The sequence below is a fragment of the Micromonospora pisi genome (assembly GCF_003633685.1).
GTDB lineage: Bacteria > Actinomycetota > Actinomycetes > Mycobacteriales > Micromonosporaceae > Micromonospora_G > Micromonospora_G pisi.
The window spans coordinates 8,526,060-8,551,746 of record NZ_RBKT01000001.1 but is presented as its reverse complement, the minus strand read 5'-3'; the positions used below and the strand labels follow the sequence as shown (position 1 = coordinate 8,551,746).

Here is a 25,687-nt window from a genome sequence, read left to right as displayed (position 1 = left end):
TGCGACGTCTACACCGACTGACCGAAGGCTCTCATGTTCCACCAGCGTGCCTCCGGCCGAGGTTGACGACCGGCCGTTCCAGCAGGGGCTGTCATGTCCGGTTTTCTCAGGCTGATAGTGATACCGCCTGTCGGGCCACCCAAAAGCTTCGAGCCTCACCGCCGCGTTACCCAGGCAAATGTTGCGCTACGCGTTCCGGGGCGGCAGGAGTCGATTTACGGCTGGAAGCGGTAGCCCATGCCGGGTTCGGCGAGCAGATGACGCGGACGCGTCGGATCAACTTCGAGTTTGCGTCGGAGCCGCGCCATGTCTCGGCGCAGCTGGTCGGCCAATGAGGGCTGCGGGCCTGGTACGGCGGTGCGCAACTGGCGGTGGCTGACCAGGCGACCCGCGTTAAGGATAAGGAGCTCGAGCAGGCGCCATTCGTCCGGACCTAGGACGACGTCGCCGTCGGCGGCGGCGCGTACGGTTCGGGCGGCCAGGTCGATCGTGTGCCGGCCGACCTGCACTGGGCTACCCCCGTCGCCGCCCAGGGGAACGGCGGCCCGCATCCGAGCCAGCAGTTCGCCGATTCCGAACGGTTTGGTCACGTAGTCGTCAGCACCGGCGTTCAGAGCGGCGATCTTGTCTCCACTGCCGGGCCGGCCGAACAGCACGATGATCGGGTTGGCAGTTCGGTCCCGCAGCCGCCGGATCAGATCCACACCATCTGCGGCTGACAGGGGGAAATCGAGTACCAGCAAGTCCGGGAGGTTGTCCGCGGCCCGGTGCAATGCGTCGGCGCCGTCGCTCGCCGTCGTCACCCGGTAGCGGCGGACCTCCAGGTTGATACGCAATGCCCGAAGCATCTGCGGCTCGTCACCAACCACCAGCACTTTCGTCATTTGCCACCTCCCGCTTCTGCGGACGGCTCAGCCACGGGCAGGCTGAGCACCATGGTCAGGCCCCCGCCGGGTGTCTGTTCGGGTGTGAGGCTGCCACTCATCGCCTCCGCGAGCCCCCGGGACAACGCCAGGCCGAGGCCGAGGCTGGTCTGGTTGTCCCGGTCGTCGTGACGCTGGAATGGCATGAATATCCGCGTCCACTGATCCTGCGGGATGCCTGGTCCCTGGTCCACTACCCGTAGGTCCACTCGCGTGTTGTGCTCGCTTGCTGACGCCGATGGCGGCTGGTCCGCTGGGCTGAACTGCAGCGCATTCGCGAGCAGGTTCACCAGCACCCGCTGCAACAGGGTGGGGTCCGCTCGCACTGCCGGAAGGTTGGTCGGCAGGCGTACGCGGACCTGTCGTGCCGGTTCGCCGAGTTCGTCGAGGGCCCGTGGGACGGCCTCCGCCAGGCGGACCGGCATCAGCGACAGCTCCAGTGTTCCTGTTTGGAGGCGGGTCATGTCCAGTAGGTTCTCGACCTCGGCCGGGGGTCGCGAGGTGGCGGCTCTGTTGGTCAGGCGCTCCTGGCGCAGCGCGACCGCCGCCTGGGCGGCGAATGCCTCGATGAGGCGTCGGTCGGCGGCGGCGAGGACTCGGCCACGCAGTACCAGCGACGAGTTGTCGTCGACGCCCACGGTTACGTCGCCGCTGGCCGGGGTCGCACATTGCTCGTCGCCCGTGGAGGCGACGACCTGCCATGCGTGGGGGTCTTGCTGCTGGCCAGGGCTGGGCCGGACGTCCGGGGTACGTTCGAGCAGGGTGACCGACGTGAGCCCGAATGTCTCCCGTAGCTGTTCGAGAAGCGCGGTGAGGGGCCGGGCGCCGCGCAGCACACTGCCGGCCACGGTGGACAGGATCTGGGCGTCACCGCTGGCCCGTGCCGCGTCCCGGGCGCGCCGGGCGGCGAGATCAACCACTGCGCTGACCGCGGCGGCGACGAGCAGGAAGACCACCAGCGAGAGCAGGTTCTCCCGCTGGGCGATGTCGAGGGTGTGCAGCGGCGGTGTGAAGAAATAGTCGATCACCAGTGAGCTGGCGAGTGCGGCGAGCAGCGCGGGCCACCAACCGCCGAGCACCGCCACGCCGACCACTCCGGCGAGGAACAGCAGGATGTCACTGGCCAGGGAGAGTTCATCGGTCGCCAACCGGAGCAGGTATGTCAGCAGCGGGATGCCGAGCACGGTGGCGGCGAAGCCGGCGAGTTGGCGGCGGCGGGACAGCGCAGCGATGGGGTGGGGCGCGCGTATCCCCCGTCCGATGTTTTCGTGCGTGACGAGATGGACGTCGATGGTGCCGGACCGGGCCGCGGTGGTGACGCCGACGCCGCGAGTGAAGAGCTGTGCGAACCGTCCGCGGCGGCTCACGCCGAGCACGATCTGGGTGGCGTTGACACCTCGGGCGAAGTCGAGCAGAGCTGCGGGAATGTCAGGTGCGGCTCCGAGGTAGACGCGGAGTTGTCCCCTGGTCAAGGCTTGATCCCGCGGTATCGCATGACCGACGAGGCGGTCAGCGGTTGGCCGGGAAGGTGCGGTCCAGCGCGAGGTTGAGCTGAAGCACGTTGACCGCCGGCTCGCCCATGAACCCGAGCGCCCGGTCATCGGTGTACCGATCGACCAGGCGTTGGACCGAGGCGGTGTCGGTGTTCCTTTCCCGGGCCACCCGGGGCACCTGCAGGCGGGCGTAGGCGGGGCTGATGTTCGGGTCGAGTCCACTGCCGCTGGCGGTGACCGCGTCGGGCGGGACCACCGGGTCGGCCGGCGCGTTGCCCCGTACCGGGGTGATCAAACCTCGGCTGATGTCCTCGCCGATCGTGTTGCACTCGACGGTCACGTCGTGGAACCGCGCCAGGAACGGGGTGGCCGGGCAGGCTTCGTTGACGCTGACCACGCGGGTGATCGGGCCGGTCAGGCCGTCGCGGTGGAAGACGGCCAGGACCGCGCCGACTCCGTTCGGGGTGCAGAACGGCCGGCTGCCGTCGACACCATCCAGGTCGCCGATCATCTTGCTCCGCTGACAGACCTGGGTGAGAAGGCTGGGTGTCGCGTCGTCGGGGTTGGCGGCAAGGGTGTCGACGACGTTTTCCGGGCCGAGGTTGCTGGCGGCGGTCGAGGTCGGGTCGTACCCGTCGCCGGCGGCGGAGGGTCGGGGTTGGAAGTAGACGGGCAGTGGATTGCCTTCGCCGTCGACGAACTGCTGGCCGATCAGCCGGCTGCCGACGGTCCTGCCGCCGCCGTCCTGGATCAGTGACCCCTCGGCCCGGTCGTCGAGGCCGGGCAACTGTGCGATCCCGATCATGACGAACGGGTACGCCAACCCGAGCACGGCGGTGGCGACCAGAATGGCGCGCAGCGCGGCGAGATGCTGGGCGAGCCAGGTAGGTAGGCGCATCACGAGATCCCCGGGATGAACTGGACGATGAGGTCGATGATTTTGATGCCGACGAACGGGGCGACGATCCCACCCAGCCCGTAGATCCACAGGTTGCGGCCAAGCAGGGCTGATGCGCTGCTCGGCCGGTACCGCACACCGCGTAGCGCAAGGGGCACGAGCGCGATGATGATGAGGGCGTTGAAGATGACTGCGGAGAAGATCGCCGACTCCGGGCTGTGTAGCCGCATGATGTTGAGGGTGTCCAGAGTCGGGTAGACCCCGGCGAACATGGCCGGGATGATCGCGAAGTACTTCGCGATGTCGTTGGCGATGGAGAACGTGGTCAGCGCACCTCGGGTGATCAGCAACTGCTTGCCGATTTCCACGATCTCGATCAGCTTGGTCGGGTCCGAGTCGAGGTCGACCATGTTGCCGGCCTCTTTGGCCGCTGTCGTACCGGTGTTCATCGCGACGCCGACGTCGGCCTGGGCCAGTGCGGGCGCGTCGTTGGTGCCGTCGCCGGTCATCGCGACCAGCCGCCCGCCCTCCTGTTCCTTTTTGATCAGTGCGAGCTTGTCCTCGGGCGTTGCCTCGGCCAGGAAGTCGTCCACCCCGGCCTCGTCCGCGATCGCCTTCGCCGTACGCGGGTTGTCGCCGGTGATCATCACGGTGCGGATGCCCATCCGACGCATCTCGTCGAAGCGCTCCCGCATACCGCTCTTGACCACGTCCTTGAGGTGGATCACTCCCAGTGCGCGGGCCGGCTGGCCCTCGACATGCTCGGCGACGACCAACGGTGTTCCGCCGGTGCCGCTGATCCCGTCGACAATCTCCCCGACCTGCTCGGTCGGGTGACCACCGTTGTCGCGTACCCATTTCATGACCGCGGCGGCAGCGCCCTTGCGGATCTGCCGCGTCTCGCCGACACCCGCGGCGGCGGCAGGGCCCAGGTCGACGCCACTCATGCGGGTCTGAGCCGTGAACGGCACGAACGTCGCCTGCGGCATGACGCCGGGTTCACGTTCCCGCAGCCCGTACGCGTTCTTTGCCAGGACGACCACCGACCGCCCTTCCGGGGTCTCGTCGGCGAGGCTGGACATCTGCGCCGCGTCCGCGATCTCCGCCGCGCTGACCCCCTCGACGGCGACGAACTCCGCCGCCTGCCGGTTGCCCAACGTGATGGTGCCAGTCTTGTCCAACAGCAGGGTGTTCACGTCACCCGCCGCCTCGACCGCACGACCGCTCATCGCCAGCACATTGCGCTGGACCAGACGGTCCATGCCGGCGATACCGATCGCCGACAGCAACGCGCCGATCGTGGTCGGGATCAGGCAGACCAGCAGCGACACCAGGACGATGCCGCTGACGCCGTCATCGGTGATGGAGGCCGTGTCCGGGGCGGCGGCCTGGAACTGTTTCGAGAAGATCGCCAACGGCTGCAACGTCACCACGGCGAGCAGAAAAATGATCGTCAGCGAGGCGAGCAGGATATTGAGCGCGATCTCGTTCGGCGTCTTCTGCCGGTTGGCACCCTCGACCAGGGCGATCATCCGGTCGATGAAGCTCTCCCCCGGCTTCTGAGTGATCTTCACGATAATCCGGTCGGAGAGGACCTTCGTGCCACCGGTGACCGCGCTGCGATCGCCGCCGGACTCCCGGATCACCGGCGCGGACTCGCCCGTGATCGCCGACTCGTCGACGCTGGCAATGCCCTCCACCACGTCGCCGTCACCGGGTATGAACTGCCCTGCCTCGACCACCACCACGTCACCCAGCCGCAGTTCGGGGGCCGCGACGGTCTCCTCGCGGTACTGACCGGGAGGGGCGCCCGGCGACCAGCCGGTCAGCCGGGTCGCGGAGATGTCCCGACGCGCCTGCCGCAGGGTGGCGGCCTGTGCCTTGCCGCGTCCCTCGGCGACCGCCTCGGCCACGTTCGCGAAAACCACGGTCAACCACAGCCATACGGTGATCGACCAGGCGAAGAAGGTCGGGTCGGCGATCGCGAGCCCGGTGGTGAAAACGGCGCCGATCTCGACGATGAACATGACCGGGTTGTGCCACAGCGTCCTCGGGTCGAGCTTGCGCAGCGCGTCCGGCAACGACCGCAGCATCTGCCGAGGATCCAGCAGCCCGCCACCGACCCGGCCGAACGATGAGCCACCAGCCGGCCCGCCCGACGGGGCGGGCGCCATAGGAGCGACACTCATCATCTACCTCGATACGTCTCTCACAGGCCCTCGGCGAGGGGACCGAGCGCGAGGGCGGGCAGGAAGCTCAGCGCAACGAGGATCAACAACACCCCGACGACCAATCCCACGAACAGCGGCTTGTGCGTCGGCAGCGTCCCCGCCGTGGCGGGTACGGGTCGCTGGCTGGCGAGCGCACCGGCCAGACCGAGTACGAAAACGATCGGCACGAACCGGCCGAGCAACATGGCCAGCCCCAACGCGGTGTCCCACCACGGCGTGTTGACGGTGATGCCGGCAAATGCCGACCCGTTGTTGTTGGCCGCCGAGGTGAACGCGTACAACACCTCAGACAGCCCGTGCGCACCAGGATTGAGCGCCGTTGAGTTGTTCCCGCTGGCGAACGCGGCGGCGACACCGATCAGGACGATCGCCGGAGTGACCAGGAAGTACAGCGAGGCGAACTTGACCTCCCGGGCGCCGATCTTCTTGTTCACGAACTCGGGAGTCCGACCGACCATGAGACCGGCGATGAAAACGGTGATGATCGCGATGACCAGGATCCCGTAGAGGCCCGCGCCGACGCCGCCTGGCGCCACCTCGCCGAGCATCATGTTGACCATCAACACCATGCCGCCGAGCGCCGTGTACGAGTCGTGGAACGAGTTCACCGCACCGGTCGAGGTGAGCGTTGTCGTCGCCGCGAACGTGGCCGAGTCGGGGACCCCGAAACGGACCTCCTTGCCCTCCATGGCCGCGCCGACCGCCTGCGGAACGGTGCCGTTGCCGACAAACTCGAAAGCGTTGGTGAGCCCGACACTGGCGATCGCCAGGATCGCCATCACCGCGACGATCGCATAGCCCTGCCGGGGCTGACCGATCATCCGGCCGAACACCCGGGGCAGGCTGAACGGGATGACCAGCAGCAGGAAGATCTCCACCCAGTTCGTCCAGGTGGTTGGGTTCTCGAACGGGTGGGCGCTGTTGACGTTGTAGAACCCTCCCCCGTTCGTACCGAGCTCCTTGATCACCTCCTGACTGGCCACCGGCCCACCGGTGATGGTCTGTGCCGCGCCCGCCACGGTGGTGACATCCGTGCCGCCGGAAAGGTTCTGCACCACACCGCCGGCGATCAGCACAACGGCGCCGACCACAGCGATAGGCAGCAGGATCCGGATGCTCGCACGGGTCAGGTCAACCCAGAAGTTGCCCAGCTTGTCGGTCCGGCTACGGGCAAACCCACGGACCAGGGCGACAGCAACCGCCATACCCACCGCCGCCGAGACGAAGTTCTGCACCGCCAGCCCGGCCATCTGCACCAGGTGCCCCAGGGTCGACTCACCCGAGTACGCCTGCCAGTTCGTGTTCGTCACGAACGAGACGGCCGTGTTCCAGGCGACATGATCGGTGACGGCGGGAAACCCGAGCGACAGCCACAGCTTGTCCTGCAACCGCAGGAACGCGTACAGAAACAACACCGAGACCAGAGAGAAAGCCAGCACGCTGCGGGCGTACACGCCCCAGGACTGCTCGCCTTTGGCGTCGACCCCGACGAGGCGGTAGACGATTCGCTCCACCCGGCTGTGCCGGGTCCCGGAGAACACCCGGTACATGTAGTCCCCGAAGACGCGGTGGACCGCGGCGAGGGCGGCGACGAGCGCGACGACGAAGAGCACGCCCGCAGTGGTCGTACTCATCTAGAAGCGCTCCGGGAACAGCAGGGCGACCACCAGGAAGACAAGCAACGCTGCCGCGACGATCAGTCCGGCCAGGTTGACCGCGTTCACAACCGTTCCACCGCCCGTACGAGCAGGGCGATGAGCACGAAGAGCACCACCGTGATAACCACAAAAACGACATCTATCACTGAAGCCTGCTAAAGGTTGGACCGGGCATCAACTTGGCAGCTGGGGCGAGTACCCCAAGACATAGAAACGCCCATGAACGCTTCATGTGGGCAATTCGGCCAATCCGGCAGCATTTTCGTCCGAGGACGCGATCCCCCGGTGCAGATCCCACGCCCCCGTCCACATCCTGCGCAAGAACCCCTGAAACGTTGCGGATCGACATCAGCAGGGCAGGGTGGCGCCCCGAGCCCAATCGTCAGACTCCCGCCCAGCGACTGCACGTGGACGCTGTCGAAGGCCTTCGGCGTGGCGGCCCGCGCCAGCGGCGCCAACGCCCAGCGAGCAAGTCGCCTTGGCGCTATCTGGCAACCGGGCGCTTGGCGTTACGCAATGACCTGATAGCCCAGTTCCCCCGTTCGACCGGCCCGGCGTCGATCGCGACCGATTGAAGGTAGGGGAGGTCGCACCGCTGACCCGCGAGGTGCTTCGCCAGGCCGATCCCAATCCCGGCCGTCGACCCCTGTTACATGCGGGCGAACGCGACAGCCCGGAGGTTCCTTGGTCAAGTCGATGCGGGACCGCGGATCGATCCCGCCGGCCCCGCATCGACCGCTGTTACGGAAGTCGGAGAGCCTACCCGCCGACGTGGATGCGGGGCCGCTGCTCGGGATCGGGCTCGTGCTGTCGGATGATCTCGCGGACGACCGGTGCGGTGTCGCCCCGGCCAAGCAGCAGGTAGCGGAACAGGTGGACCAGTGGGCTGCCCTCGGCCCAGGCGAAGTAAGAGTGCGGGCGGACGCCGGTGGCATCCCGCAGGGCCATCAGCACCGCGGCGATGGCGTTCGGTGCTGCCGGGGCGGAGGCCCGCAGCACCCGGTGACCGTCCACGTCGACACCCCGTACCGTCAGCACTCCGCTGAAGTTGGACGGATCGACTACGTCGATCTCCAGGAAGAGCACGTCGGCGCCCCTGGGTACCGGGTTGTTGCCGCGTTGCTCTCGTTCCTTGGCGGCGTACTCGGCGGCGTTCCCGTGCTGGCGCCGGTTCGTGATGATGTTCAGCGCCGCGTCGTGGGCCAACGACTCGGTGACGAAGCCCCGCGCGACCGGGTCGAACTCGATCCGGTCGGCCCGAAGCTCGGTGGTACGCGACACCCGGGAGATCAACGACACGGCGATGATGCCGGCGATGAACATCCCGGAGATCGCGATCCCGTCCGGCTTCTCGATGATGTTGTGCGTCAGGGCGTAAAGCAGTACGGCGGTCAGCAGCCCGAAACCCATCGTGCCGAGTCGTTGCCGGCGGCGGGCCGCGGTGACCGTGACCGCGAACGCGCCGGAGACCATCATCGCCAGGATGCCGGTCGCGTACGCGCCCGCCTGGGCGTTCACGTCGGCACCGAACGCGATCGTGATCGCCACACAGATCGCGGTGTAGACCAGCACCACCGGACGCACCGCCCGCCCCCACTCCGGGGCCATCCCGTAACCAGGCAGGTAGCGCGGCACGATGTTGACCAGGCCGGCCATCGCCGACGCGCCGGCGAACCACAGGATCAGGATCGTGCTCACGTCGTACACGGTGCCGAACGCCTCGCCTAGCCGCTCGTGGGCGAGCCAGGCCAGTGCCCGGCCGTTGGCGTCGCCCCCGGGCTGGAACTCTCCAGCGGGAATCAACACCGTGGTGACGAGACTGCTGGCCAACAAATAGACACTCATGATGACCGCGGCGACGGTCAGCAGCTTGCGGGTGTTGCGGATACGTGAACGCAACCGCTGCGCTTCGTCGGTGCCGTCCGCGGCGACCAGCGGCATCATGCTCACCCCGGTCTCAAACCCGGACAGCCCGAGAACCAGCAGCGGGAACGCCAGCAAGGCGGGACCGAGCAAACTACTCAGGCCGAGACCATTGGAGGTAAACGCGTCGGTCCAAGCCGACAACACACCGGGGGCGGTGAACACGTCGACCATTCCGACGGTCACGATCACCGCGTTGAGCCCCAGGAAGGCCACGACCAGCGGGATCGCCACGCTCACCGCCTCACTGAACCCGAGCAGGAAGACCCCACCCAGCACCAGCAGCAGGAAGACGGTGAGCGCCACCTCGTGCCCGTGCAGCACATGTGGCAGGTACGGATTCTCCACCACGTGCACCGACGCGTCCGCTGCCGACAGTGTGATCGTGATGATCCACGAGGTGGCGACGAACCCGAGCAGGACCAGCACGAACAGCTTGCCCCACCAGAACGGCAGCAGATTTTCCAGCATTGCCACCGATCCGGCACCGTGCGGGCTCTCCCGCGCCACCCGCCGGTACATCGGCAGCATGCCCAGCAGGGTCAGTGCCACGATCAGCAGCGTGGCCAGCGGCGACACCGCCCCGGCCGCGAGCGCGGCGATAGCCGGCACGTACGCCAGGCTGGAGAAGTAGTCGACTCCGGTCAGGCACATCACCTTCCACCAGGCATGCGGCTGGGCGTGGGCCTCCCCCGCCGCCGGCCCCACCGGCTGCACCTGATGCCGCAATAACCAGCCCGCTAGCCGGCCGGTCGGAGCCGGTCTGCGGCCGGGCCTTTCCACCACGGCCGGTACCGCAAGATCGTCGCTCATCCTCATCAGTCCTCCCCAGGACATGCATGCGCACCGCGGCCCCCACCACCCGACGCGCCTGCTCATCGCCACATGCCGGTCCCTCAACGCGGACAGCCGTTCCGACCGGCCCGCCATGCTTATGGGAGCGGGCTGACGTGGTCAACGACCACAGCCGTCAAGATCGCGTCAAGATCGCGCCAGCGGCGGCATGAGAGCTGTCAAGACACCTTGCTTCCAAGGCCCTGACACGTGTCCTGCGACCGGATCGAGCCGTCGACTTTGGGTCGAGGGCTACGGTTGGAAAGCGTTGCCCAACCCGGTGCCCGTCGGATCGGGCCGCAGGCCGGGTCGGCGGGCGTAGGCGACATGGATCCAGGCCTGAGCCGCTGACCACGCCTCGGTACGAAGCTCGACGGTCTTTCGCCGGCTCGAAGGTGGCGTAACCGGGTCGGGCAGGCCAGACGATGTAGCACGGCGAGCATGAGTCGGGCGTTGGAGCCACTCTGCCCACTACGGTTCGCCCCGAGCTGGCTCGCCACGGACCTCGGGGGCGGTTGACATGGCCGCTCGCGCCTCTCTCGAGGTGGAGCTGACGGGCGGACGTCAATCACTTTGCTGCCTGACAGCGGCACCCCTGCGACATGTGCTCCCCGCGTCGCCCCTGACCAACTGCGCCTACGGCACCCGGAGCTAGACGATCACGTACTCCCACCAACGAACGTTCAGCTACCCAGGTGCCCGTTAACAACCACTCCCCCACGCCTGACTCTGTCAGGCAAGATAGAGAATCGTTGACGTCTGTTCAGCAGCGTTGCGCTCTCCGTGTCAAGGAACGATCCGCAACGCTCTGACCAGCACGGATACCACGGGTACTGGTCAGCCCTGGGACGATCGGGGCAGCTCAGAGGGTTGAGTGCCGTTCGGCGCCGTTGGGAGCGCCCGACTGCTCCCAATCCGCTCCCCCACGCCCTCGTCCAGCGGCGACAGCAGTGCCTGGCCACGTGCGCTGTCACGGCCGGGATGAGTGCACTGAGCTCGTCGCGTACCCGTCGATAGACGGGGTCGAACCGCTCGGGAGAGCGCGCCAATCCACTCGGAGGGCGACGGTACGGTGTCGGTCATGATTGCTTCCGCGGATGACACCACGCCGGGCGATGCCGGCTCGGACGCCCTGCGCGACGCCGCACGGCTCCTGTCCGACCACGGTCCGGCCGGCTGGCGCACGGCCACGTTGTCGGTCGACCTGGTCGCCCGCGGCCACGGCGGCGAGGGCGTGCGGTACCGCACCACGGACGGCACCGGCGTCTACGTCCCCGAGATGGACCATGGCGCGATCGCTTCCCCGATGATCGAGCTGTTCGGCCGGCTCGCCGAGGGGACCACTTTCCGGCAGGTCGCGGTGCACCTGACGGTCGACGCCGACGGCGAGTTCGACGCAGTCGCCCGGTTCGGTCTGCGCGGATCGAGCGTCGGCAACTCGTACACCGTCGTGTTCCGCAAGGACCTGCCGCCGGAAACGCTCGATCCCGAGCCCGTCGTCCTGGACCCCACGTATGCCGGTGATCCCGACCGTGCGATCGCGTTGCTGCTGGACCAGGCCCGCGGGGACCTGCCTCCCGGCGCGGCCGAGGATCAGATCGCGGCCGCGGAGGCCAAGCTGGGCTACCGGTTGCCGCCGGACCTACGGGCTATGTACGCGCTCGCCGACGGGGGCGGCACCATCGACGGCTGGAACCGGTACCCCCTCACCGAACTCATTGGCATGTACGAGATCACCTCGGCCCCGGCCGAGAGCTCCTGGCCTGGCGTGTGGAACCGGGTCATTCTCGACGCCGACCCGGCCGACACGATCCGCCGGGCGAGCGGCCACCCCGGGTGGATCCCGATCGCCGATGACTCCGGCGGCAACTTTCTCGTGGTCGACCTCGCACCGGCCCGTCACGGCCGGCCGGGCCAGGTCATCAACGTGGGCGTCGACTGGAGCACGCGGCCCGGGTACGTCGCCGAGTCGGTCACCGCGGTGCTGGCCGGCCGGCCGCGTCCGGTCGTCAGCCGGTCCGACCTCCGACTGGAAAGGCGCGGCGGCGACATCGACCTCGAACCGCTCCGGCAGCTGCCGGACCTACAGGAACTGCGTCTGTACTCCGACACCGTGAACACCGCGGAACTCGCCAGGCTGCGCCGGCTGCGTTCGCTGTCGATGACCGCCAAGGCGGACCTCGCACCGCTGCGGGAGCTTCCGGTGGAGCACCTCCACGTGAACCCGGAGTCGGATCTGACCCCGCTGGCTGGCCACCCGACCCTGCGCTCCCTGGGCCTGACCCAGGGAACCACGCCGAGCGACCTGACCCCGCTGCGGACTGTCGCGAACCTGCATGGCCTGTCCCTCGCCGACGCCGACGTGGCCGATCTGGCCGTACTGACCGACCTGCCGTCGCTGGTGTACCTGGAGCTGTCGTTCGATCAGTGGCGGCAGCTACGACCGCTGCTGGACCCCACCGGACTGCACGCGGCCACCCTCAGCGGCAACCCGACCCACCGGCAGGCCATCGAATGGCGATCCCTCCTCGACGCCGATCCGACGGAAACGGCCCACCGCACCAGGTCCGCCCGCGGCCGCCTGTGACCGCAGCCCGAACCGACGAGTTCCGCCTCGCCGCGTCGTCTACCCACCATGCCGAAGAGAACATAAGCGCCGCCCTGGCCGTCGCCGCACCCGTCGCCTCGGTGTCTGCCGTTACCGGTGCCGGAAACCTCGTCCGTCCTGTTCGCCGACAGGCTACAGAACGACCGCCGACTCGTACGCCGCTACGAACGCAAGGCCGACCACTTCCATGCCTTCGCCGACCTCGGCTACGCCCTACTCTGCTACCGCCAACTCACCAAAAACAACCATCTGGAATGAGCCTTAATCGCTGCGGAATGCGCCTTACCCGGCGACAGGACTGGCGTGACCGGCGGGCCGCATGGACAGCACGGACAACGACAGCAGCAGGATACCGCCGATCAGGAAGTAGGTACCGGAGGCCACCATGTAGGCCAAACCCAACTCGGGATTGGCCGCCTTGGCTCCCCATTGAACGATCTCGCCGCCGACGGCGGCCGACAGCAGCAATCCCAGCAGCGGGGCGGCCGCTCGGCCGAGGCGGAGAAGCTGCGGATTACCGCACAGCACCCCAGTCGCCACTACCAGCGCCACCAGGCCCAGCATCGGGGTCAGGAAAGGAAGGTCCGTGGTCCGCAGCGCAGAGACCGGATCACCGTTCGAGGCCAACGGCGCGAACATCGCCACCATCATCGCGAGGAATCCGGCACCGGCCATGATGTGCGGCAGCGGCGAGGACAGCCCGTTGGGCGATGCCGCCATCGCGGCCCCGCCCGGCGCGGGAGGTGTCGTGAAGTAAGGCGGCGGGGCGGGCTGCGCGGGCACCGGCTGCGACGAGCCCTCGGCCCGGGGAGGTTGGCTCGGCGGCGCCGAAAGACGGGCGCCCTCGTGGTCTGCAGCTGTCACCCCTGCAGTATCGCAGTCGACTACAGTCAACCGGACCCAGCCCAACCTAGCGCGGGCGCTACCGCGTCGCCTTGGCCGCGGGCCGGCCTGACCGGCGGCCACTGTTCAACGACATCGACGGGAACGTTGTCACCTGGTCGGATGGCACGTCCGAGCACGTGGACACGATCCTGTTGGCAACCGGGTACCGGCCGGATGTTGGCTACCTCGCCCCGCTCGGCGCGCTCGACACCGACGGAAATCCTCGACACGTACACGGTGTGTCCACCACTCATCCGGGCTTGGCCTATGTCGGGTTGGAATGGCAGTCGAGGCTGAATTCCGCGAGCCTGCGCGGAGTCGGCCGCGACGCCGACCGCGCTGCCGTCCGCGCTGCCGTCCGCCTGGCCCGCGTCGTCGGCAATGCTGGGCGGGTGACTTGACCGAGGCGGGCCCTCCAAAGCGGCATCAACGGGGCTGCCGCTCTACAGCCCTCCACCTTCGCTACCAACCAACTCGAAGCCGGCCGGCCCAAGGTTGAGGCCGCGCCATGGGTGATGGTTATTCCGCGTTGCCGGGGGTGCTGCTGGTTCGACCGTGCAAATCCGCCGCGAGCGCCGGCACCGGGGCCGGCTTCGTTGTCCCGGTGAGGATGCCGGCGACCGCGACAAGGCAGGTTCCGCTGATGGCCGCGAGGACGGCGCTGTAGCCGCCATTGGCGGAAAGAAGTGCGGCGGCGCCAAGTGGCGCACCGGCTTTGGCGAGGGTGACGGGTGTGGCGAGGGTGCCGGCGATGGTGGCGTAGGCGGCGGTTCCGTAGCGTTCGGTGAGCAGCGCCGGTGCGGCGAGGCTGGCGATGCCGAAGCCGAGGCCGAACGCGGTCACGCCGGCCACCGCGCCTGGTGCGCTGTCGGCGATGCCCGGCAGGCAGAGGGCGGCGACCGCTTGGATGCCGAAGATGGCCGCGACCATGGTGGTGATGCGGACGCGGCGTTGTGCTCCGGTCAGGAGGAGGCGTCCGGTGACGGACAGGGCGCCGAGCAGTCCGGCGAAGGTGGCGGCGAAGGTCGCCCGGTGCCCTTCCCGGACCAGGAAGCCGACAAGGTGGACGGTCATCGCGCTCATCGCGGCGCTGTGCGCGACGAAAGCGACCGCGAGGCACCAGAATCGGCTGTCGGTCAGCGCCGCCCGCACTGCCGCGCCGCGCACCGCTGAGACAGTGTGCGGCGCGGCGGAAGGTCCGCGCGGTGGTCTGCGCACGATGAACGCGTGCAGCGGCACCGTGACCACCCCGTGGACGACGGCGAGGATGAGTAACGCGGTGCGCCACCCGTAGCGGTCCACGAGTTGCCCGGTCAGGGGTAGGAAGATGGAGCTGGCGAAGCCGGCGACGACGGTTACCGCGAGCAGAGCCTTCGCTCGCCGGTCGGGGTCGAACCAGGAGATGATGACGGCGAACGCCGGTTCGTAGAGCACCATCGCCGCGGTGAGCCCGATGCCGATGAGTACGGCGTAGAGCTGCGCGACGGTCCGTACTTGGGACCAGGCCACGACGAGGGTGGTCGCGACCAGTGATCCGGTGGTCATCAGCGCTCGGCCGCCGTGGCGGTCCAGCCAGCGGCCGACCGGTACCGCCACGACTGCCCCGGCGAGGATGGAGGCGGTGAACGCCCCGGTGACCGCGGTGGTGGAAGTGTGCAGGGTCGTGGCCATGGGTTGCAGCAGGACCGCGAAGGCGTAGTAGAGGGTGCCGTACCCGACGGTTTGGGTGACCGCGAACGCGGCGACGATCCGCCAGCCGTGGAAGACGGTCCGGTGGCCACCGGGACGGGTGTCGGTGGCCACCGTTTCCGCGCGGGGCATCCTGTTCAGCTGGCGCAGCAGCCGCCGGATGCCTGGGTGTTCGTGGACATGTCGACGAGGGCGAGCGGCGCGGTGAGTAGGCCGCCGGAGATCCCGGTGGCGAGTCCTCTCCCCGTGGAGATCGTCACGGACTCGGCGGCCGGTGTGGCGCAGCAGCCGCCGGAAGCGGCGATGGTGTCGTCGCCGATGACCGGGTTGCTGTTGCAGACACCGGTTTCGGGCAGGTCGAGCTGGACGTCGCGGGCGGCGTCCCAGTCGCCGGCAAGGGCTGCGACGACGGAACGTGCTTGCTCGTAGCCGGTGGCCATGAGGAACGTCGGTGCCCGGCCGTAGCTCTTCACACCGATGGCGTAGTAGCCGGGTTCCGGGTGGGTGAGTTCGTCGACGCCGTGCGGCGGGACGGTGCCGCAGGAGTGCTCGTTGGGGTCGATCAGCGGCGCGAGCGCCCGGGTGGAGCCCATGATCGGGTCCAGGTCGAGGCGGAGTTCGGAGACGATCGAGTGGTCCGGGCGGAACCCGGTCGCGGCCACGATCTGGTCAACCTTGACCGTTCGAGAGCCGTCCGACACCTCCACCCCACCGTCGGGCAGCGGGGTCAGGACGTGGACGGAAAACCCCGTGACCAGTTGGATCCGGCCCGCTTCGACGTGCTCGCGGAGCCGGGTGCCGAGGGCGCCGCGTGCCGGTAGGGCGTCGGCTGCCTCGCCGCCGTAGGTGCGGGCGGGGCTGGTCGCGCGGATCGCCCAGGTGACGCTGGTTCCGGGCTCCTGCTCGGCCAGGTCGGCCAGGGACAGCAGCGTGTTCGCCGCCGAGTGTCCGGCGCCGACGACCAGGGTTCGCCGGCCGGCGAACCGGTCGCGGTCGGCACCGAGGACGTTGGGCAGGGCGTGGTCGAGCAGCGCGCTCACGTCGGTCTCGCCGTGGGCGGGGATGCCGGAGGCGCCGAGGACATTGGGTGTAGTCCAGGTGCCGGAAGCGTCGACGACCGCCCGTGCCAGGACGTCCTCTCCGGCGCTGAGGCGGATCAGAAACGGGGCGGTCTCCCGCCCGGTGGTGCGGACCCGATCGAGGCCGAGGCGGGTGACCGCCACCACCGGGGTGTCGTAGCGGATGTGCGGCTTCAGCGCCGGGAGGTCGGCCAGGGGCTGAAGGTAGTCCGAGGCGAGTTGTTCGCCGCTCGGGAGGATGTCGAGATCGGGCTCGACCCAGCCGGCGTCCTGGAGCAGACGGCTGGCGGTGCGGTCGATGTTGTAACGCCACGGGGAGAGCAGCCGCACATGCCCCCACTGGCGCACGGCGGCGGCGGGACCATCGCCGGCTTCCAGGACGGTGAAGGGCAGGCCGCGCTCGTGCAGGTGGGCGGCGGCGGCCAGGCCCACCGGGCCCGCGCCGATCACGACGACGGGCAGGTCTTCCAGGCGAGTGCTCACAACAACTCCTGTTGTCTCGATGCTGTTCGAAATAGTTGGACGAACCGGGGCCGTGCTGGTTCAAACAGGGGTGTGGGTCAGGTGATGGTGGGACTGCGGCGTTCGAGCAGCACCACGTCACGCCACTTGCCATGGTGGCGGCCGACCCGCTCGCGTACGCCGATGATCCGGAACCCGGCCCGTTGATGCAGGGTCAGGCTGGCGGCGTTCTCGGGGAACACGCCGGACTGGATCGTCCAGATCCCGGCGGCCTCGGTCGAGACGATCAGCGCGTCGAGCAGTGCCCGTGCCACACCGCGACCCCGCGCCTGCGGGTCGACGTAGACGGAGTGCTCGACCACCCCGGCGTAGACCGGGCGGGCGGACACCGCCGAAGCGGCCACCCAGCCGCACACCGTGTTGTCGGTGTCGACCGCGACCAGGCGGTGCGCGGGCAGTTTGCCGGCGTCGAACGCCTCCCAGGTGGGTGCGACCGTTTCGAAGCTGGCGTTGCCGCTGTCCAGTCCGGCCTGGTAGATCGCCAAAACCATGTCGGCGTCGGCGGCGCCCATGGGACGGATCCGCATCAGCAGCTCCCGGTCGGGGCTGGTGCGGGCCGGCCCATCACCACGTCGGCGGCGGACGGGAAGCACCGGATGCAGGCGTCGTTGATCCGGTAGTGCCGCGCGGTGCCGACCTGCTCGGCGAGCACGAACCGGACTTCGGCGAGGATCTTCAGGTGCTGCGACACGGTCGACTGTGCCAACCCGACCGCCGCGACGATCTCCCCCACGGTCATCGGGCGACCCTGCCGCGCCAGGTACTCCACGATCTGTACCCGGCTCGGGTCGGCAAGGGCGCGGAACCACGAGGCGTACTCCTCGGCGACCGACCGCGCCAGCAATTCGTCCACCGCCACCAGCCTTCATCGTCAATCGCCGATCAACGATGAAAGTGTAGTCGGTGCGGTGCCGAGCCACACTGTCGCCGCGACGAGCTGGGCGATCGCGGTCAGGGTAGGCGGTTCCACCCGCTCCGGAGTGTCGGCTGGGCTGTGGTAGCCGGCCATCCCGGCGCCGATGCCGACCGCCGCCAGCCCAGCGGCAGCGTATCGGCGGTTGTCGGAGGCGACCAGGCCCGCGACCAGGGGTACGCCGGTGTGGCGGCCGGCCTGGTCGAGGACCGCGAGCAGTGCGTGCGCCGGACCACCCGCCTCCACCCCGGCCGCCTGGTGCAGGTGCCCCGCGCCATCAACGTTGATCACCAACGGACGGGCACCGGTGGCCTTCAGCGTGGCGGCGTGGTGGGCGGAGCCGAGCGCACCAACCTCTTCGCCGTCGAGCAGCGCGACGGACAGGCCGACACCCTCGGGTAGTACGCCGACCAGGATCCGTGCCGCTTCCAGGACGACCGCGACGCCGCTGGCATTGTCGGCTGCGGCGGGCTGCCGCAGACCGGGGTGGTCGCCCACACCGTCGAAGTGCGCGGTCAGCAACAGGTCGACACCGCCCGGCGCCGGCAGGCGGAGTCGCCCATGAAGGTTCGCGCCCGTCACGTCGACCCGGCGGATCGGGGCGTTGGCCGCGAACCAACTGTTCCCGGATGACGCCGCTTCCCCGATGAGCCGGTGGGTCGTGGTGGACAGGGTGAGGATCGGCAGCGGTCCGGGGTCCGGGCCGGCGAGCATCGTGTACTGCCAGCCGTCCGCGTCGACACCGCGCGGTAGAAGAAGTCCGGCCGCGCCGTCGGCGTGTCCGTAGGCGTCGAACAGGGTCATCCCGGCCGGCACCACCAGCCACCGCCCGATCGGGCCGTCCGTTCCCGCGATGCCGAGCGGTTCGTGCCGTACGTCGGCGAGGTCGGCTGAGCCGAGGTGTACCGCGACCTCCCGCCCGAACCGCAACGCCTCCGTGGTGGTGCCGTCGTGCCACCGCACCTTGGGAGTGGCGTACACCTCGGGCACCCGCCGCACGGAGAACGGGTCGATCTCGACGGTGGCACCGAGGTCGACCAGGCGTGCCGCGAGCCAGGTCCGGGCCGCGCGGCCGCCGGAGGTCCCGACTCGTCGTCCGGCGAAGTCGTCGCCGGCCAACGCCTTCACCGTCGCGGTCATCCGGTCGGCAGACACCGCGCTCAGCAGGGCGTCGAGGGTGTCGTCGCGGGCCGGGGCCGGCGAGCTGGCGGTGGTCATTCGCAGCAGCCCGTTCCCGAAGCGACCGCGTCGGCCTTAGCGGCCGGCGCGCAACAGGTGTTGGCGGCCTCGGCCGCCGCCGGGGTGCCACAGCAGGTGCCGCCAGCCCCGTCGCTCGGATCGGGCAGCGTGATGTTCGTGGTCTGGGCCGGGTTGCCGCAGCAGCCGGTCGAGCCGGCCACCGTAAGGGCGGCCGTCGGGTCCCCGGCGAACCCGCCGAGGGTCTGGTTCTCGGTCATCGCAGCACTCCTTCGATCGGTGGTCAGCGCGGCCAGGTGAACAAGTGGACGTCGGTTCGGGTGCGGTCGTAACGACGACGGGCCCGCTCCTCCGCAGTAGTGACCTCGGCGCAGCCGTCGCAGAACCGCGCCCCGAGAACAGACGTACGACGGCGGATTGTCCGGAACACGGCGCTCTCCCGATGGTCTCGCGGATGTTGTCTCGACGTTGCTCTAATCAGAGAGTTGCACGCTGTTTCGAGATCTGTCAACCTAGAGGAATGTCAAAGCAGACCGGGACGGCGCTGAGCCTCACCGACCTCAACGAAGGTGCGCCCTGCTGCCCGCCGATCAGCGAGCAACGGATCCCCGCCGAGACTGCGGCCGTACTCGCGCCGGCCTTCAAGGCCCTCGGCGACCCGGTACGACTCCAGCTCATGTCGATGATCGCCTCGGCGCCCGACGGGGAGATCTGCGTCTGCGACCTCACCCCGGCGTTCGACCTGACCGGGCCCACGATCTCCCACCACCTGAAGACCCTGCGCGAAACCGGCCTTGTCGACGCCGAGCGTCGCGGCACCTGGGTCTACTACCGCGCGCGGCCCGGCATCATGCGGCAGCTCGCGAACCTCCTCGCGGTCGAGGCGCCCGCGCCCGCATAGAAACAGCGAGGCAAGCCGGCGGGCCGCACCGCGGGGTCGCTGGCTGAATTCAGGCCTTCCCTGCCGGCGGATCGTCAGTGGCGTCGGACGGTGATCGTCAGGGCGACCAGGGCGAGCAGCATCCAGCCGGCAAGTAGGCGAACGCCACGGTCGGGGAGAACACGGTCCACAGGATGCCCGCGATGGCGTTGGCGGCAAAGTTGCCTCCGGCCGGCGCCAAGTTGACGGCCAGATCCATATCAGCGAGGATTTAATTCAATGACAGTTGATACAGATGAGACGCAGCTCGCCGCGCTCCGGGCGATGGCCGACCCACTGCGCTGGCGCGTCATGCAGGCGCTGGCTCGGGAGCAGCTGTGCGTGTGCCACCTGGTCGAAGACCTGGGGGTCACCCAGCCGCTGATCAGCCACCACCTCCGGGCGCTGCGCCACGCCGGCCTGGTGGAGACCGAACGCCACCGCTACTGGACCTACTACCGGCTCCGCCCTGAAGCGGTACGTGCCCTCGGGCAGGGCATCGCCGCCCTCGCCGACCGCGCCCCCACCGGCGCCGAGGGCCGACGACCCTGCGGCCCGGACGCACCCACCGAATGACCAACGAAGGAACCATCACATGACGACCCTGGCCACACCGGCGCCGACCACCGCCCGGCTCTCGACGCTGGACCGGCTCCTGCCGCTCTGGATCGGCGCCGCCATGGCCGCCGGGCTGCTCCTCGGCCGGCTGATCCCAGGGCTGGACGATGCCCTCGACAAGGTCAAGGTCGGCGGGATCTCCGTACCGATCGCCCTCGGTCTGCTGATCATGATGTACCCGGTCCTGGCCAAGGTCCGCTACGACCGCCTCGACACCGTCACCTCCGACCGGCGCCTGCTGATCTCCTCCCTGGTCATCAACTGGCTGATCGGCCCCGCGGTCATGTTCGCCCTCGCCTGGCTGCTCCTGCCCGACCAGCCCGCGTACCGCACCGGCCTGATCATCGTCGGGCTCGCCCGCTGCATCGCCATGGTCATCATCTGGAACGACCTCGCCTGCGGCGACCGGGAAGCCGCCGCCGTCCTGGTCGCCCTGAACTCCGTCTTCCAGGTTCTCGCCTTCGGCGTGCTCGGCTGGTTCTACCTCACTGTCCTGCCCGGCTGGCTCGGCCTCGAACAGGCCGGACTCTCCGTCTCCGGTTGGGACATCGCCGGCAGCGTCCTGGTCTTCCTCGGCATCCCCCTCGCCGCCGGCTACCTCACCCGCAAGTTTGGTGAACGCGCCAAGGGCCGAGACTGGTACGAGGCGAAGTTCCTGCCACGGATCGGGCCGGTCGCCCTCTACGGGCTGCTGTTCACCATCGTGCTGCTCTTCGCCCTGCAGGGCGACGCGATCACCGCCCAGCCCTGGGACGTCGCCCGGATCGCGCTCCCGCTGCTGGCGTACTTCGCGATCATGTGGTTCGGCTCCTTCGCCATCGGCCGTGCGATTGGGCTGAACTACGAACGGACCACCACCCTCGCCTTCACCGCCGCCGGCAACAACTTCGAACTCGCCATCGCCGTCGCGATCGGAGTCTTTGGCGTCACCAGCGGTCAGGCGCTCGCCGGGGTAGTCGGCCCACTGATCGAGGTACCCGTCCTGGTCGCCCTCGTCTACGTCAGCCTCGCCGCCCGCCGCCGCTTCTTCCCCACCCAGGTCACCAATGGGTAAGCCAGGAACGGGACCTCTCCCCCGGCCGGTCACCCGGTCGACGGCGTCACTCCCCCCTCGGGTCACCGGCGTCGGAGGTACGCCCTGATGGACAGGCCCTTCCACGGCGTGGACACCCGGGATGTCGACCATGTGCTCGGACAGATCGCGTCGCGGCTGTCCGGTCGGTTCACCGGCGTGTTCGGTCGGGAAACCGTCGAGCGGTACGTCTTCGAGTCGTACATGTACCTGCACCGTACGGTCCGCCTCCAGACCCACCTGCCGGCGCTGACGGAGAACTTCGCGACCGAACGACTCACCGCCCTGGCGCAGGTCGAAGGCACCATCGACAAGCCGGTACCCGAGGTGCTGTTCCTCTGCGCCTACAACGCCGGTCGATCGCGACTCGCTGCCGCACTGGCGGACAGGTACGCCCAAGGCAGGGTGCATGTCCGCTGCGCCGGATCACACCCGGCGGACTGGCTCGATCGCAACGTCGTCGAGGCTCTCGGCGAGTGGGGGATCAACATGAGCCGGGCGTACCCGAAGCCGTTGACCTCGGACGTCCTCGGCGCCAGCGACGTGATCGTGACCATGGGCTGCGGAGACGCCTGCCCGGTCCTCGCCGGCAAGCGCTACCTCGACTGGGACATCCCCGATCCCGCCGGGCAGGAACTGCCCTTCGTCCGGACCGTACGCGACGACATCGACGTCCGCGTCCGGGCGCTGATCGACGAACTCACCCTCGCCAGTTGAATCGCGGAGGAATGATGACTGACAAGCCCACCGTCCTGTTCGTGTGTGTACACAACGCCGGCCGCTCCCAGATGGCCGCCGGCTGGCTGCGCCACCTCGCCGGAGACACCGTCGAGGTCCGTTCCGCCGGCAGCGAACCCGCCAACCAAATCAACCCCGTCGCGGTCCAAGCCATGCACGAGGTCGGCATCGACATCACCGCCAACACCCCCCGCAAACTGGAATACGACCTCGCCAAGACCTCCGACGCGATCATCACCATGGGCTGCGGCGACGCCTGCCCCGTCTTCCCCGGCAAGCGCTACGAGGACTGGCAACTCACCGACCCCGCCGGCCAGGGCATCGAGACCGTCCGTCAGGTCCGCGACGACATCCGCCAACGCGTCGAGGCCCTCCTCGCCGAACTGCTCCCTGCCCGCAACTGACCGGACTCGGATAAGGGGCCGCCAGCACTGAGGATCCAGCGTGGGTCCGCAGCAAGCGGACCCCACGCTGCTGGTGCATGGTGACCGGTAGATGGGCGGCGAGACCGCTGTTTGCGGAAGTCGATCAGTCTCGCCGGGTGATCGGCGCGGACCTACGGGACCCGCGCCAGGTGCCGGACCTCGCGGAACGGCCGGCTCGTCGCCCAACCACCTGTGGCAGTCAGTCACGCGTTCGTGCTCGCCGGATACCTCACACTGGTCCTCCTGACGCGGACCGGACCCGGCACCAGCGATCCGCCGTCCGGGCATCAAGCGCCGCGGTAGCGGCTCCACTCAGATGAACTCGATGGTCCTTCGCCGACAGGTCTTGCCTCACTACGGCTGGTACCCAACCTCTCCGGACTGGCCAGAGCCCAGGCAACCGAGAAACACCAGGCCGCCTGATACGACAAGAGGAGCGCCGCGAACCATCACGCCCGGCGTGCGCGAGTCGAGCCGGCCTTCGACCTTCCACGCCTCGGCCGGCGGGAGGCAGGTCCGCCCGCCCGTGACGTCCTCCGTCAGGGCGACGGTGTCTGACGGTCGGTCAGGCCGACTCGTGGGCAGGCAGATCGAGGAGGTCACGGGCGCCTTGGCGCAACAGGGCTGCGGCGACGGAGGTTCCGAGGGTAATCGGGTCCGCCGCCCATTCGTGCACGTCGAGCACGGTCTTGCCGTCGAGGCTGATCACCCTCGCCCGCAGGCCGAGGCGCCCGTCGGGCTCGGTGCGCGCGAGCGCAGCAATCGGTGAGTGGCAGTTGCCCTGCAGGACGTGCAGCATGGTCCGCTCGGCCACGATCTCCTGCCCGGTCCGCGGGTCGCTGAGGCTGGCGGCCAGGTCGCGGGTGCTGGTGTCGTCGTCGCGACATTGCAGGACCAGGGCGCCGGAGCCGACGGCCGGGACCATCCTGTCGACGTCGATCGGGTGGGTGATCCGGTCGGCCTGCCCGATCCGCTGCAGGCCGGAGACCGCGAGCAGCAGCGCATCGTACGTTCCGCCGGCGTCGAGCTTGGCCAGCCGGCTGTTCGCGTTGCCACGGATGGCCACCGGCATCAGGTTCGGCCAGTGCAGGGCCAGCTGCGCGACCCGCCGGACCGCGGAGGTACCGATCCGGGTGCCGGCGGGCAACTGCTCGATGCGCAGTCCGCCCGGGTGTACGAGGCAGTCCCGGACGTCGTCGCGGGTGAGGTAGGCGGCCATCACGGTGCCGGCCGGTGTTGGCCGGTCCCCGGGTACGTCCTTGACGCAGTGCACCACCAGGTCGACGTCTCCGGCGAGCAGGGCGGCGTCCACCTCCTTGGTGAACGCCCCCTTGCCGCCCAGTGCGGCCAGGTCGCCGTGCCACCGGTCTCCGCTGGTCGACATCGACATCACGTCCACAGTGACCTCGGGGTGCCGGTCAGCGAGCATCGCGCGGACCCGCTCGACTTGGGCCAGCGCCATCGGCGAGTTGCGGGTACCGATACGTAGCAGGCGGGAGTCGGACATACCTGCGAGGGTAGTCCGCTAGGTACGGGCGCCAACGACCAGGCCGGATGCCCATCCCATGACCACTGGCCGGATCCCTCGATAGATTTCTTACCAAGCTCGTCGGAATCGCACCACCGACGCACACTGACGACCCCGGTCACTGATCAGCGACGCCCTACCCGGGTTCCGCAGTTGGCGGCAAAACGATCATCGGTGTTCGGGCGTGGATCAGAACAGATCGACGTGTGGCCATGAATGGTCGTGTGTCCACGCGCTGTGCGGGGTCGCCGAGCGTGGCATGCGAGGTCGAACGCGCTGACCCGGGCAGGCGGCGGGACGGATGATGTACTGCGGTGTGGTGATGAACTTGGGGCAGGTCAGGTAGATGTCGCACGCGCAGGGGCCTTCTTGTGGTAGGCGCGGGCAGCGGCCGAGGCAAGGAAAGCCCGCTATCGCTGCGGGGCGTGCTCGTGGAGGAACGCCCCTGCGGCGCGCTGGGCGTCCTCGGACTGGGGGCTCAGCCAGAACCCGAGATGCTCTTCGTCCGGCATCCAGTGGTGCTGGGCGCTCGGGATCTGCGCGGCGGCGTTCTCACCGTGCTCGAACGGCACGTCGCCGTCCTGTGTGCCGTGGAGGATGAGCGTCGGCGCGGTGACGCGGTCGAACGCGATGTCCATCGCTTGCGTTTGCAGCGAGTCGTTGTCGGTGCCCGGCATTCTCTTCTCGTACGGGAAGGTCGCATCGAAGATTGCCTCGAAGAAGAGCCGGGCATTCTCGGTATGCATGATGTAGTCGGCGCGTTCCGCCTTCTGTTCATCGGTGAACGTGCTGGTCTCGTCCAGGGTGCCGGAGACGATCGACTCAAGCGAGATCGATGCGGTCAGCTTCGCGAGCTTCTGGACGATCGCGTTCAGGAAGGCGGCCCGGAGGGGGGATCTGGGCGCGGCATCGGCATCGACATCGGCATCGGCATCGGGCAGACTCACGCCACCGATCGAGACCAGTCCCCACACCCGCTCTGGATGGCGCGCGGCGAAGGTGTACGCGACCGGGCTGCCTGCCGAGGCCGCGAAGACGCCGACGCGGTCGATGTGAAGCTCGTCAAGCAGGGCTGCCAGCAGGTCGGCCTGCTCGTCGAGGGTCCGCCCGCTGCTCAGCGGAGTGCCGAGGTACCCGGGACGCGACGGGCTGAGGATTCGATACCCGTCATCCTGCAGCCAGCTCGCGAACAGTCGGCCCTGGTCGGCGCCACCCAACCCGGCATGCACGGACAGCACGACCGGACCGTCGGTGCCGTGCAGGTCGTACTCGATCGGGCCCCGGTCCGTTTCGGCGGTCCGCAGGTCGATCGCGACACCCGGCAGCAGCTCCCGCTGCGGATCGAGGTTGGCTCCGCCGTCCCACACGGTCAAGCCGGTCGCAAGCAGCGCTGGAATACCAATGAGCACGCCCACCGTGACAAGAATTGCCTTCCGAATGCGGCGCCGCCGTCGCGGCGCCTGTGCGTGTTCTGTCATCTCCACCCCAAATTTCTCGATCTGCGACACAGAGCCGGCTGGACCATCCGAATCTG

Annotated in this window: 25 protein-coding genes; 8 read left to right on the top strand and 17 right to left on the bottom strand. The window is 68.8% G+C overall.

The window, feature by feature from the left end:
* Positions 1–215 precede the first annotated feature (215 nt).
* From BDK92_RS37280 to BDK92_RS37245, 7 genes are all read right to left on the bottom strand, one after another.
* Positions 216–884, bottom strand: a complete 669-nt coding sequence (locus tag BDK92_RS37280; protein ID WP_121161097.1) for a response regulator — start codon at positions 882–884, stop codon at positions 216–218.
* Complete coding sequence (locus BDK92_RS37275) at positions 881–2,395, bottom strand: DUF4118 domain-containing protein (protein WP_425462287.1); 1,515 nt, start codon at positions 2,393–2,395, stop codon at positions 881–883. The genes BDK92_RS37280 and BDK92_RS37275 overlap by 4 nt, the downstream gene beginning before the upstream one ends.
* Positions 2,396–2,432: 37 nt before the next feature.
* On the bottom strand, positions 2,433–3,314 hold the full coding sequence (locus BDK92_RS37270; RefSeq protein WP_121161093.1) for a potassium-transporting ATPase subunit C: 882 nt from the start codon (positions 3,312–3,314) through the stop codon (positions 2,433–2,435).
* On the bottom strand, positions 3,314–5,488 hold the full coding sequence (gene kdpB / locus BDK92_RS37265; RefSeq protein WP_281278707.1) for a potassium-transporting ATPase subunit KdpB: 2,175 nt from the start codon (positions 5,486–5,488) through the stop codon (positions 3,314–3,316). The genes BDK92_RS37270 and kdpB overlap by 1 nt, the downstream gene beginning before the upstream one ends.
* A 35-nt stretch (positions 5,489–5,523) precedes the next feature.
* The gene (gene kdpA, locus BDK92_RS37260; protein ID WP_121161091.1) at positions 5,524–7,179 is read right to left on the bottom strand and encodes a potassium-transporting ATPase subunit KdpA; all 1,656 of its coding nucleotides are present in this window, start codon (positions 7,177–7,179) and stop codon (positions 5,524–5,526) included.
* Positions 7,180–7,269 carry a K(+)-transporting ATPase subunit F gene (kdpF, locus tag BDK92_RS37255; protein ID WP_121161089.1) on the bottom strand — a complete coding sequence of 30 codons (90 nt, stop codon included), beginning with the start codon at positions 7,267–7,269 and terminating at the stop codon, positions 7,180–7,182.
* A gap of 693 nt (positions 7,270–7,962) precedes the next feature.
* On the bottom strand, positions 7,963–9,939 hold the full coding sequence (locus BDK92_RS37245) for an APC family permease (protein ID WP_211349514.1): 1,977 nt from the start codon (positions 9,937–9,939) through the stop codon (positions 7,963–7,965).
* Positions 9,940–11,041: 1,102 nt separating this feature from the next.
* Here BDK92_RS37245 and BDK92_RS37240 point away from each other — a divergent pair.
* Positions 11,042–12,547: an SMI1/KNR4 family protein gene (locus BDK92_RS37240; RefSeq protein WP_147457279.1), complete on the top strand. Its 1,506-nt coding sequence runs from the start codon at positions 11,042–11,044 to the stop codon at positions 12,545–12,547.
* A 117-nt stretch (positions 12,548–12,664) separates the two neighbouring features.
* Entirely contained in the window at positions 12,665–12,826 is a 162-nt protein-coding gene (locus BDK92_RS39495; RefSeq protein WP_170208435.1) for a hypothetical protein, read from the top strand.
* A gap of 24 nt (positions 12,827–12,850) precedes the next feature.
* Here the strand turns inward: BDK92_RS39495 and BDK92_RS37235 are convergent, their stop codons facing one another.
* Positions 12,851–13,432 (bottom strand): hypothetical protein, encoded by a 582-nt coding sequence (locus BDK92_RS37235; protein ID WP_147457278.1) that lies wholly within the window; start codon positions 13,430–13,432, stop codon positions 12,851–12,853.
* Between the two features lie 71 nt (positions 13,433–13,503).
* Here BDK92_RS37235 and BDK92_RS37230 point away from each other — a divergent pair, with 71 nt between their 5' ends.
* Positions 13,504–13,854 (top strand): NAD(P)/FAD-dependent oxidoreductase, encoded by a 351-nt coding sequence (locus tag BDK92_RS37230; RefSeq protein WP_211349513.1) that lies wholly within the window; start codon positions 13,504–13,506, stop codon positions 13,852–13,854.
* Between the two features lie 118 nt (positions 13,855–13,972).
* On the opposite strand, the gene BDK92_RS37225 is transcribed toward BDK92_RS37230, so the two are convergent.
* From BDK92_RS37225 to BDK92_RS37200, 6 genes are all read right to left on the bottom strand, one after another.
* Positions 13,973–15,274: an MFS transporter gene (locus BDK92_RS37225; RefSeq protein ID WP_121161081.1), complete on the bottom strand. Its 1,302-nt coding sequence runs from the start codon at positions 15,272–15,274 to the stop codon at positions 13,973–13,975.
* A gap of 5 nt (positions 15,275–15,279) precedes the next feature.
* Positions 15,280–16,704, bottom strand: coding sequence for an FAD-dependent oxidoreductase (locus tag BDK92_RS37220; RefSeq protein ID WP_246017441.1), 1,425 nt, complete (start codon positions 16,702–16,704; stop codon positions 15,280–15,282).
* Between the two features lie 77 nt (positions 16,705–16,781).
* The gene (locus BDK92_RS37215; RefSeq protein ID WP_246017440.1) at positions 16,782–17,270 is read right to left on the bottom strand and encodes a GNAT family N-acetyltransferase; all 489 of its coding nucleotides are present in this window, start codon (positions 17,268–17,270) and stop codon (positions 16,782–16,784) included.
* Positions 17,270–17,596: an ArsR/SmtB family transcription factor gene (locus tag BDK92_RS37210; protein ID WP_121162884.1), complete on the bottom strand. Its 327-nt coding sequence runs from the start codon at positions 17,594–17,596 to the stop codon at positions 17,270–17,272. Before BDK92_RS37210 ends, BDK92_RS37215 begins: the two co-directional genes overlap by 1 nt.
* A gap of 18 nt (positions 17,597–17,614) precedes the next feature.
* Entirely contained in the window at positions 17,615–18,874 is a 1,260-nt protein-coding gene (locus BDK92_RS37205) for a M28 family metallopeptidase (protein ID WP_211349512.1), read from the bottom strand.
* Positions 18,871–19,113, bottom strand: coding sequence for a hypothetical protein (locus BDK92_RS37200; protein WP_121161077.1), 243 nt, complete (start codon positions 19,111–19,113; stop codon positions 18,871–18,873). The genes BDK92_RS37205 and BDK92_RS37200 overlap by 4 nt, the downstream gene beginning before the upstream one ends.
* Before the next feature lie 260 nt (positions 19,114–19,373).
* Between BDK92_RS37200 and BDK92_RS37195 the strand changes: the two genes are divergently transcribed.
* Entirely contained in the window at positions 19,374–19,754 is a 381-nt protein-coding gene (locus BDK92_RS37195) for an ArsR/SmtB family transcription factor (RefSeq protein ID WP_121161075.1), read from the top strand.
* 97 nt (positions 19,755–19,851) lie between these two features.
* On the opposite strand, the gene BDK92_RS39490 is transcribed toward BDK92_RS37195, so the two are convergent.
* Entirely contained in the window at positions 19,852–19,992 is a 141-nt protein-coding gene (locus BDK92_RS39490; protein WP_170208434.1) for a hypothetical protein, read from the bottom strand.
* Positions 19,993–20,012: 20 nt separating this feature from the next.
* Here BDK92_RS39490 and BDK92_RS37190 point away from each other — a divergent pair, with 20 nt between their 5' ends.
* The 4 genes from BDK92_RS37190 (at position 20,013) to BDK92_RS37175 (ending at position 22,604) form a co-directional block, all read left to right on the top strand.
* Complete coding sequence (locus BDK92_RS37190) at positions 20,013–20,348, top strand: ArsR/SmtB family transcription factor (protein ID WP_121161073.1); 336 nt, start codon at positions 20,013–20,015, stop codon at positions 20,346–20,348.
* 19 nt (positions 20,349–20,367) lie between these two features.
* On the top strand, positions 20,368–21,444 hold the full coding sequence (gene arsB, locus BDK92_RS37185) for an ACR3 family arsenite efflux transporter (RefSeq protein WP_121161071.1): 1,077 nt from the start codon (positions 20,368–20,370) through the stop codon (positions 21,442–21,444).
* Between the two features lie 87 nt (positions 21,445–21,531).
* Positions 21,532–22,179 (top strand): arsenate reductase/protein-tyrosine-phosphatase family protein, encoded by a 648-nt coding sequence (locus BDK92_RS37180; RefSeq protein WP_121161069.1) that lies wholly within the window; start codon positions 21,532–21,534, stop codon positions 22,177–22,179.
* 14 nt (positions 22,180–22,193) lie between these two features.
* The gene (locus BDK92_RS37175) at positions 22,194–22,604 is read left to right on the top strand and encodes an arsenate reductase ArsC (protein WP_121162882.1); all 411 of its coding nucleotides are present in this window, start codon (positions 22,194–22,196) and stop codon (positions 22,602–22,604) included.
* A gap of 586 nt (positions 22,605–23,190) precedes the next feature.
* Here the strand turns inward: BDK92_RS37175 and hemC are convergent.
* Both hemC and BDK92_RS37160 read right to left on the bottom strand, forming a co-directional pair.
* Positions 23,191–24,132, bottom strand: a complete 942-nt coding sequence (gene hemC, locus BDK92_RS37170) for a hydroxymethylbilane synthase (protein ID WP_121161067.1) — start codon at positions 24,130–24,132, stop codon at positions 23,191–23,193.
* 431 nt (positions 24,133–24,563) lie between these two features.
* Positions 24,564–25,661, bottom strand: coding sequence for an alpha/beta fold hydrolase (locus BDK92_RS37160; RefSeq protein WP_147457277.1), 1,098 nt, complete (start codon positions 25,659–25,661; stop codon positions 24,564–24,566).
* Positions 25,662–25,687: the final 26 nt, after the last annotated feature.

What these genes read in the sequence shown, in the direction of transcription:
- BDK92_RS39490 (WP_170208434.1), bottom strand. Translation starts at nt 19,992, where the DNA reads ATGGATCTGGCCGTCAACTTGGCGCCGGCCGGAGGCAACTTTGCCGCC.
- BDK92_RS37240 (WP_147457279.1), top strand. Translation starts at nt 11,042, where the DNA reads ATGATTGCTTCCGCGGATGACACCACGCCGGGCGATGCCGGCTCGGAC.
- BDK92_RS37190 (WP_121161073.1), top strand. Translation starts at nt 20,013, where the DNA reads ATGACAGTTGATACAGATGAGACGCAGCTCGCCGCGCTCCGGGCGATG.
- BDK92_RS37180 (WP_121161069.1), top strand. Translation starts at nt 21,532, where the DNA reads ATGGACAGGCCCTTCCACGGCGTGGACACCCGGGATGTCGACCATGTG.
- kdpA (WP_121161091.1), bottom strand. Translation starts at nt 7,179, where the DNA reads ATGAGTACGACCACTGCGGGCGTGCTCTTCGTCGTCGCGCTCGTCGCC.
- BDK92_RS37280 (WP_121161097.1), bottom strand. Translation starts at nt 884, where the DNA reads ATGACGAAAGTGCTGGTGGTTGGTGACGAGCCGCAGATGCTTCGGGCA.
- BDK92_RS37200 (WP_121161077.1), bottom strand. Translation starts at nt 19,113, where the DNA reads ATGACCGAGAACCAGACCCTCGGCGGGTTCGCCGGGGACCCGACGGCC.
- BDK92_RS37225 (WP_121161081.1), bottom strand. Translation starts at nt 15,274, where the DNA reads ATGCCCCGCGCGGAAACGGTGGCCACCGACACCCGTCCCGGTGGCCAC.
- hemC (WP_121161067.1), bottom strand. Translation starts at nt 24,132, where the DNA reads ATGTCCGACTCCCGCCTGCTACGTATCGGTACCCGCAACTCGCCGATG.
- BDK92_RS37205 (WP_211349512.1), bottom strand. Translation starts at nt 18,874, where the DNA reads ATGACCACCGCCAGCTCGCCGGCCCCGGCCCGCGACGACACCCTCGAC.
- BDK92_RS37175 (WP_121162882.1), top strand. Translation starts at nt 22,194, where the DNA reads ATGACTGACAAGCCCACCGTCCTGTTCGTGTGTGTACACAACGCCGGC.
- BDK92_RS37270 (WP_121161093.1), bottom strand. Translation starts at nt 3,314, where the DNA reads ATGCGCCTACCTACCTGGCTCGCCCAGCATCTCGCCGCGCTGCGCGCC.
- BDK92_RS37245 (WP_211349514.1), bottom strand. Translation starts at nt 9,939, where the DNA reads ATGAGCGACGATCTTGCGGTACCGGCCGTGGTGGAAAGGCCCGGCCGC.
- arsB (WP_121161071.1), top strand. Translation starts at nt 20,368, where the DNA reads ATGACGACCCTGGCCACACCGGCGCCGACCACCGCCCGGCTCTCGACG.
- BDK92_RS37215 (WP_246017440.1), bottom strand. Translation starts at nt 17,270, where the DNA reads ATGCGGATCCGTCCCATGGGCGCCGCCGACGCCGACATGGTTTTGGCG.
- BDK92_RS37195 (WP_121161075.1), top strand. Translation starts at nt 19,374, where the DNA reads ATGTCAAAGCAGACCGGGACGGCGCTGAGCCTCACCGACCTCAACGAA.
- kdpB (WP_281278707.1), bottom strand. Translation starts at nt 5,488, where the DNA reads ATGGCGCCCGCCCCGTCGGGCGGGCCGGCTGGTGGCTCATCGTTCGGC.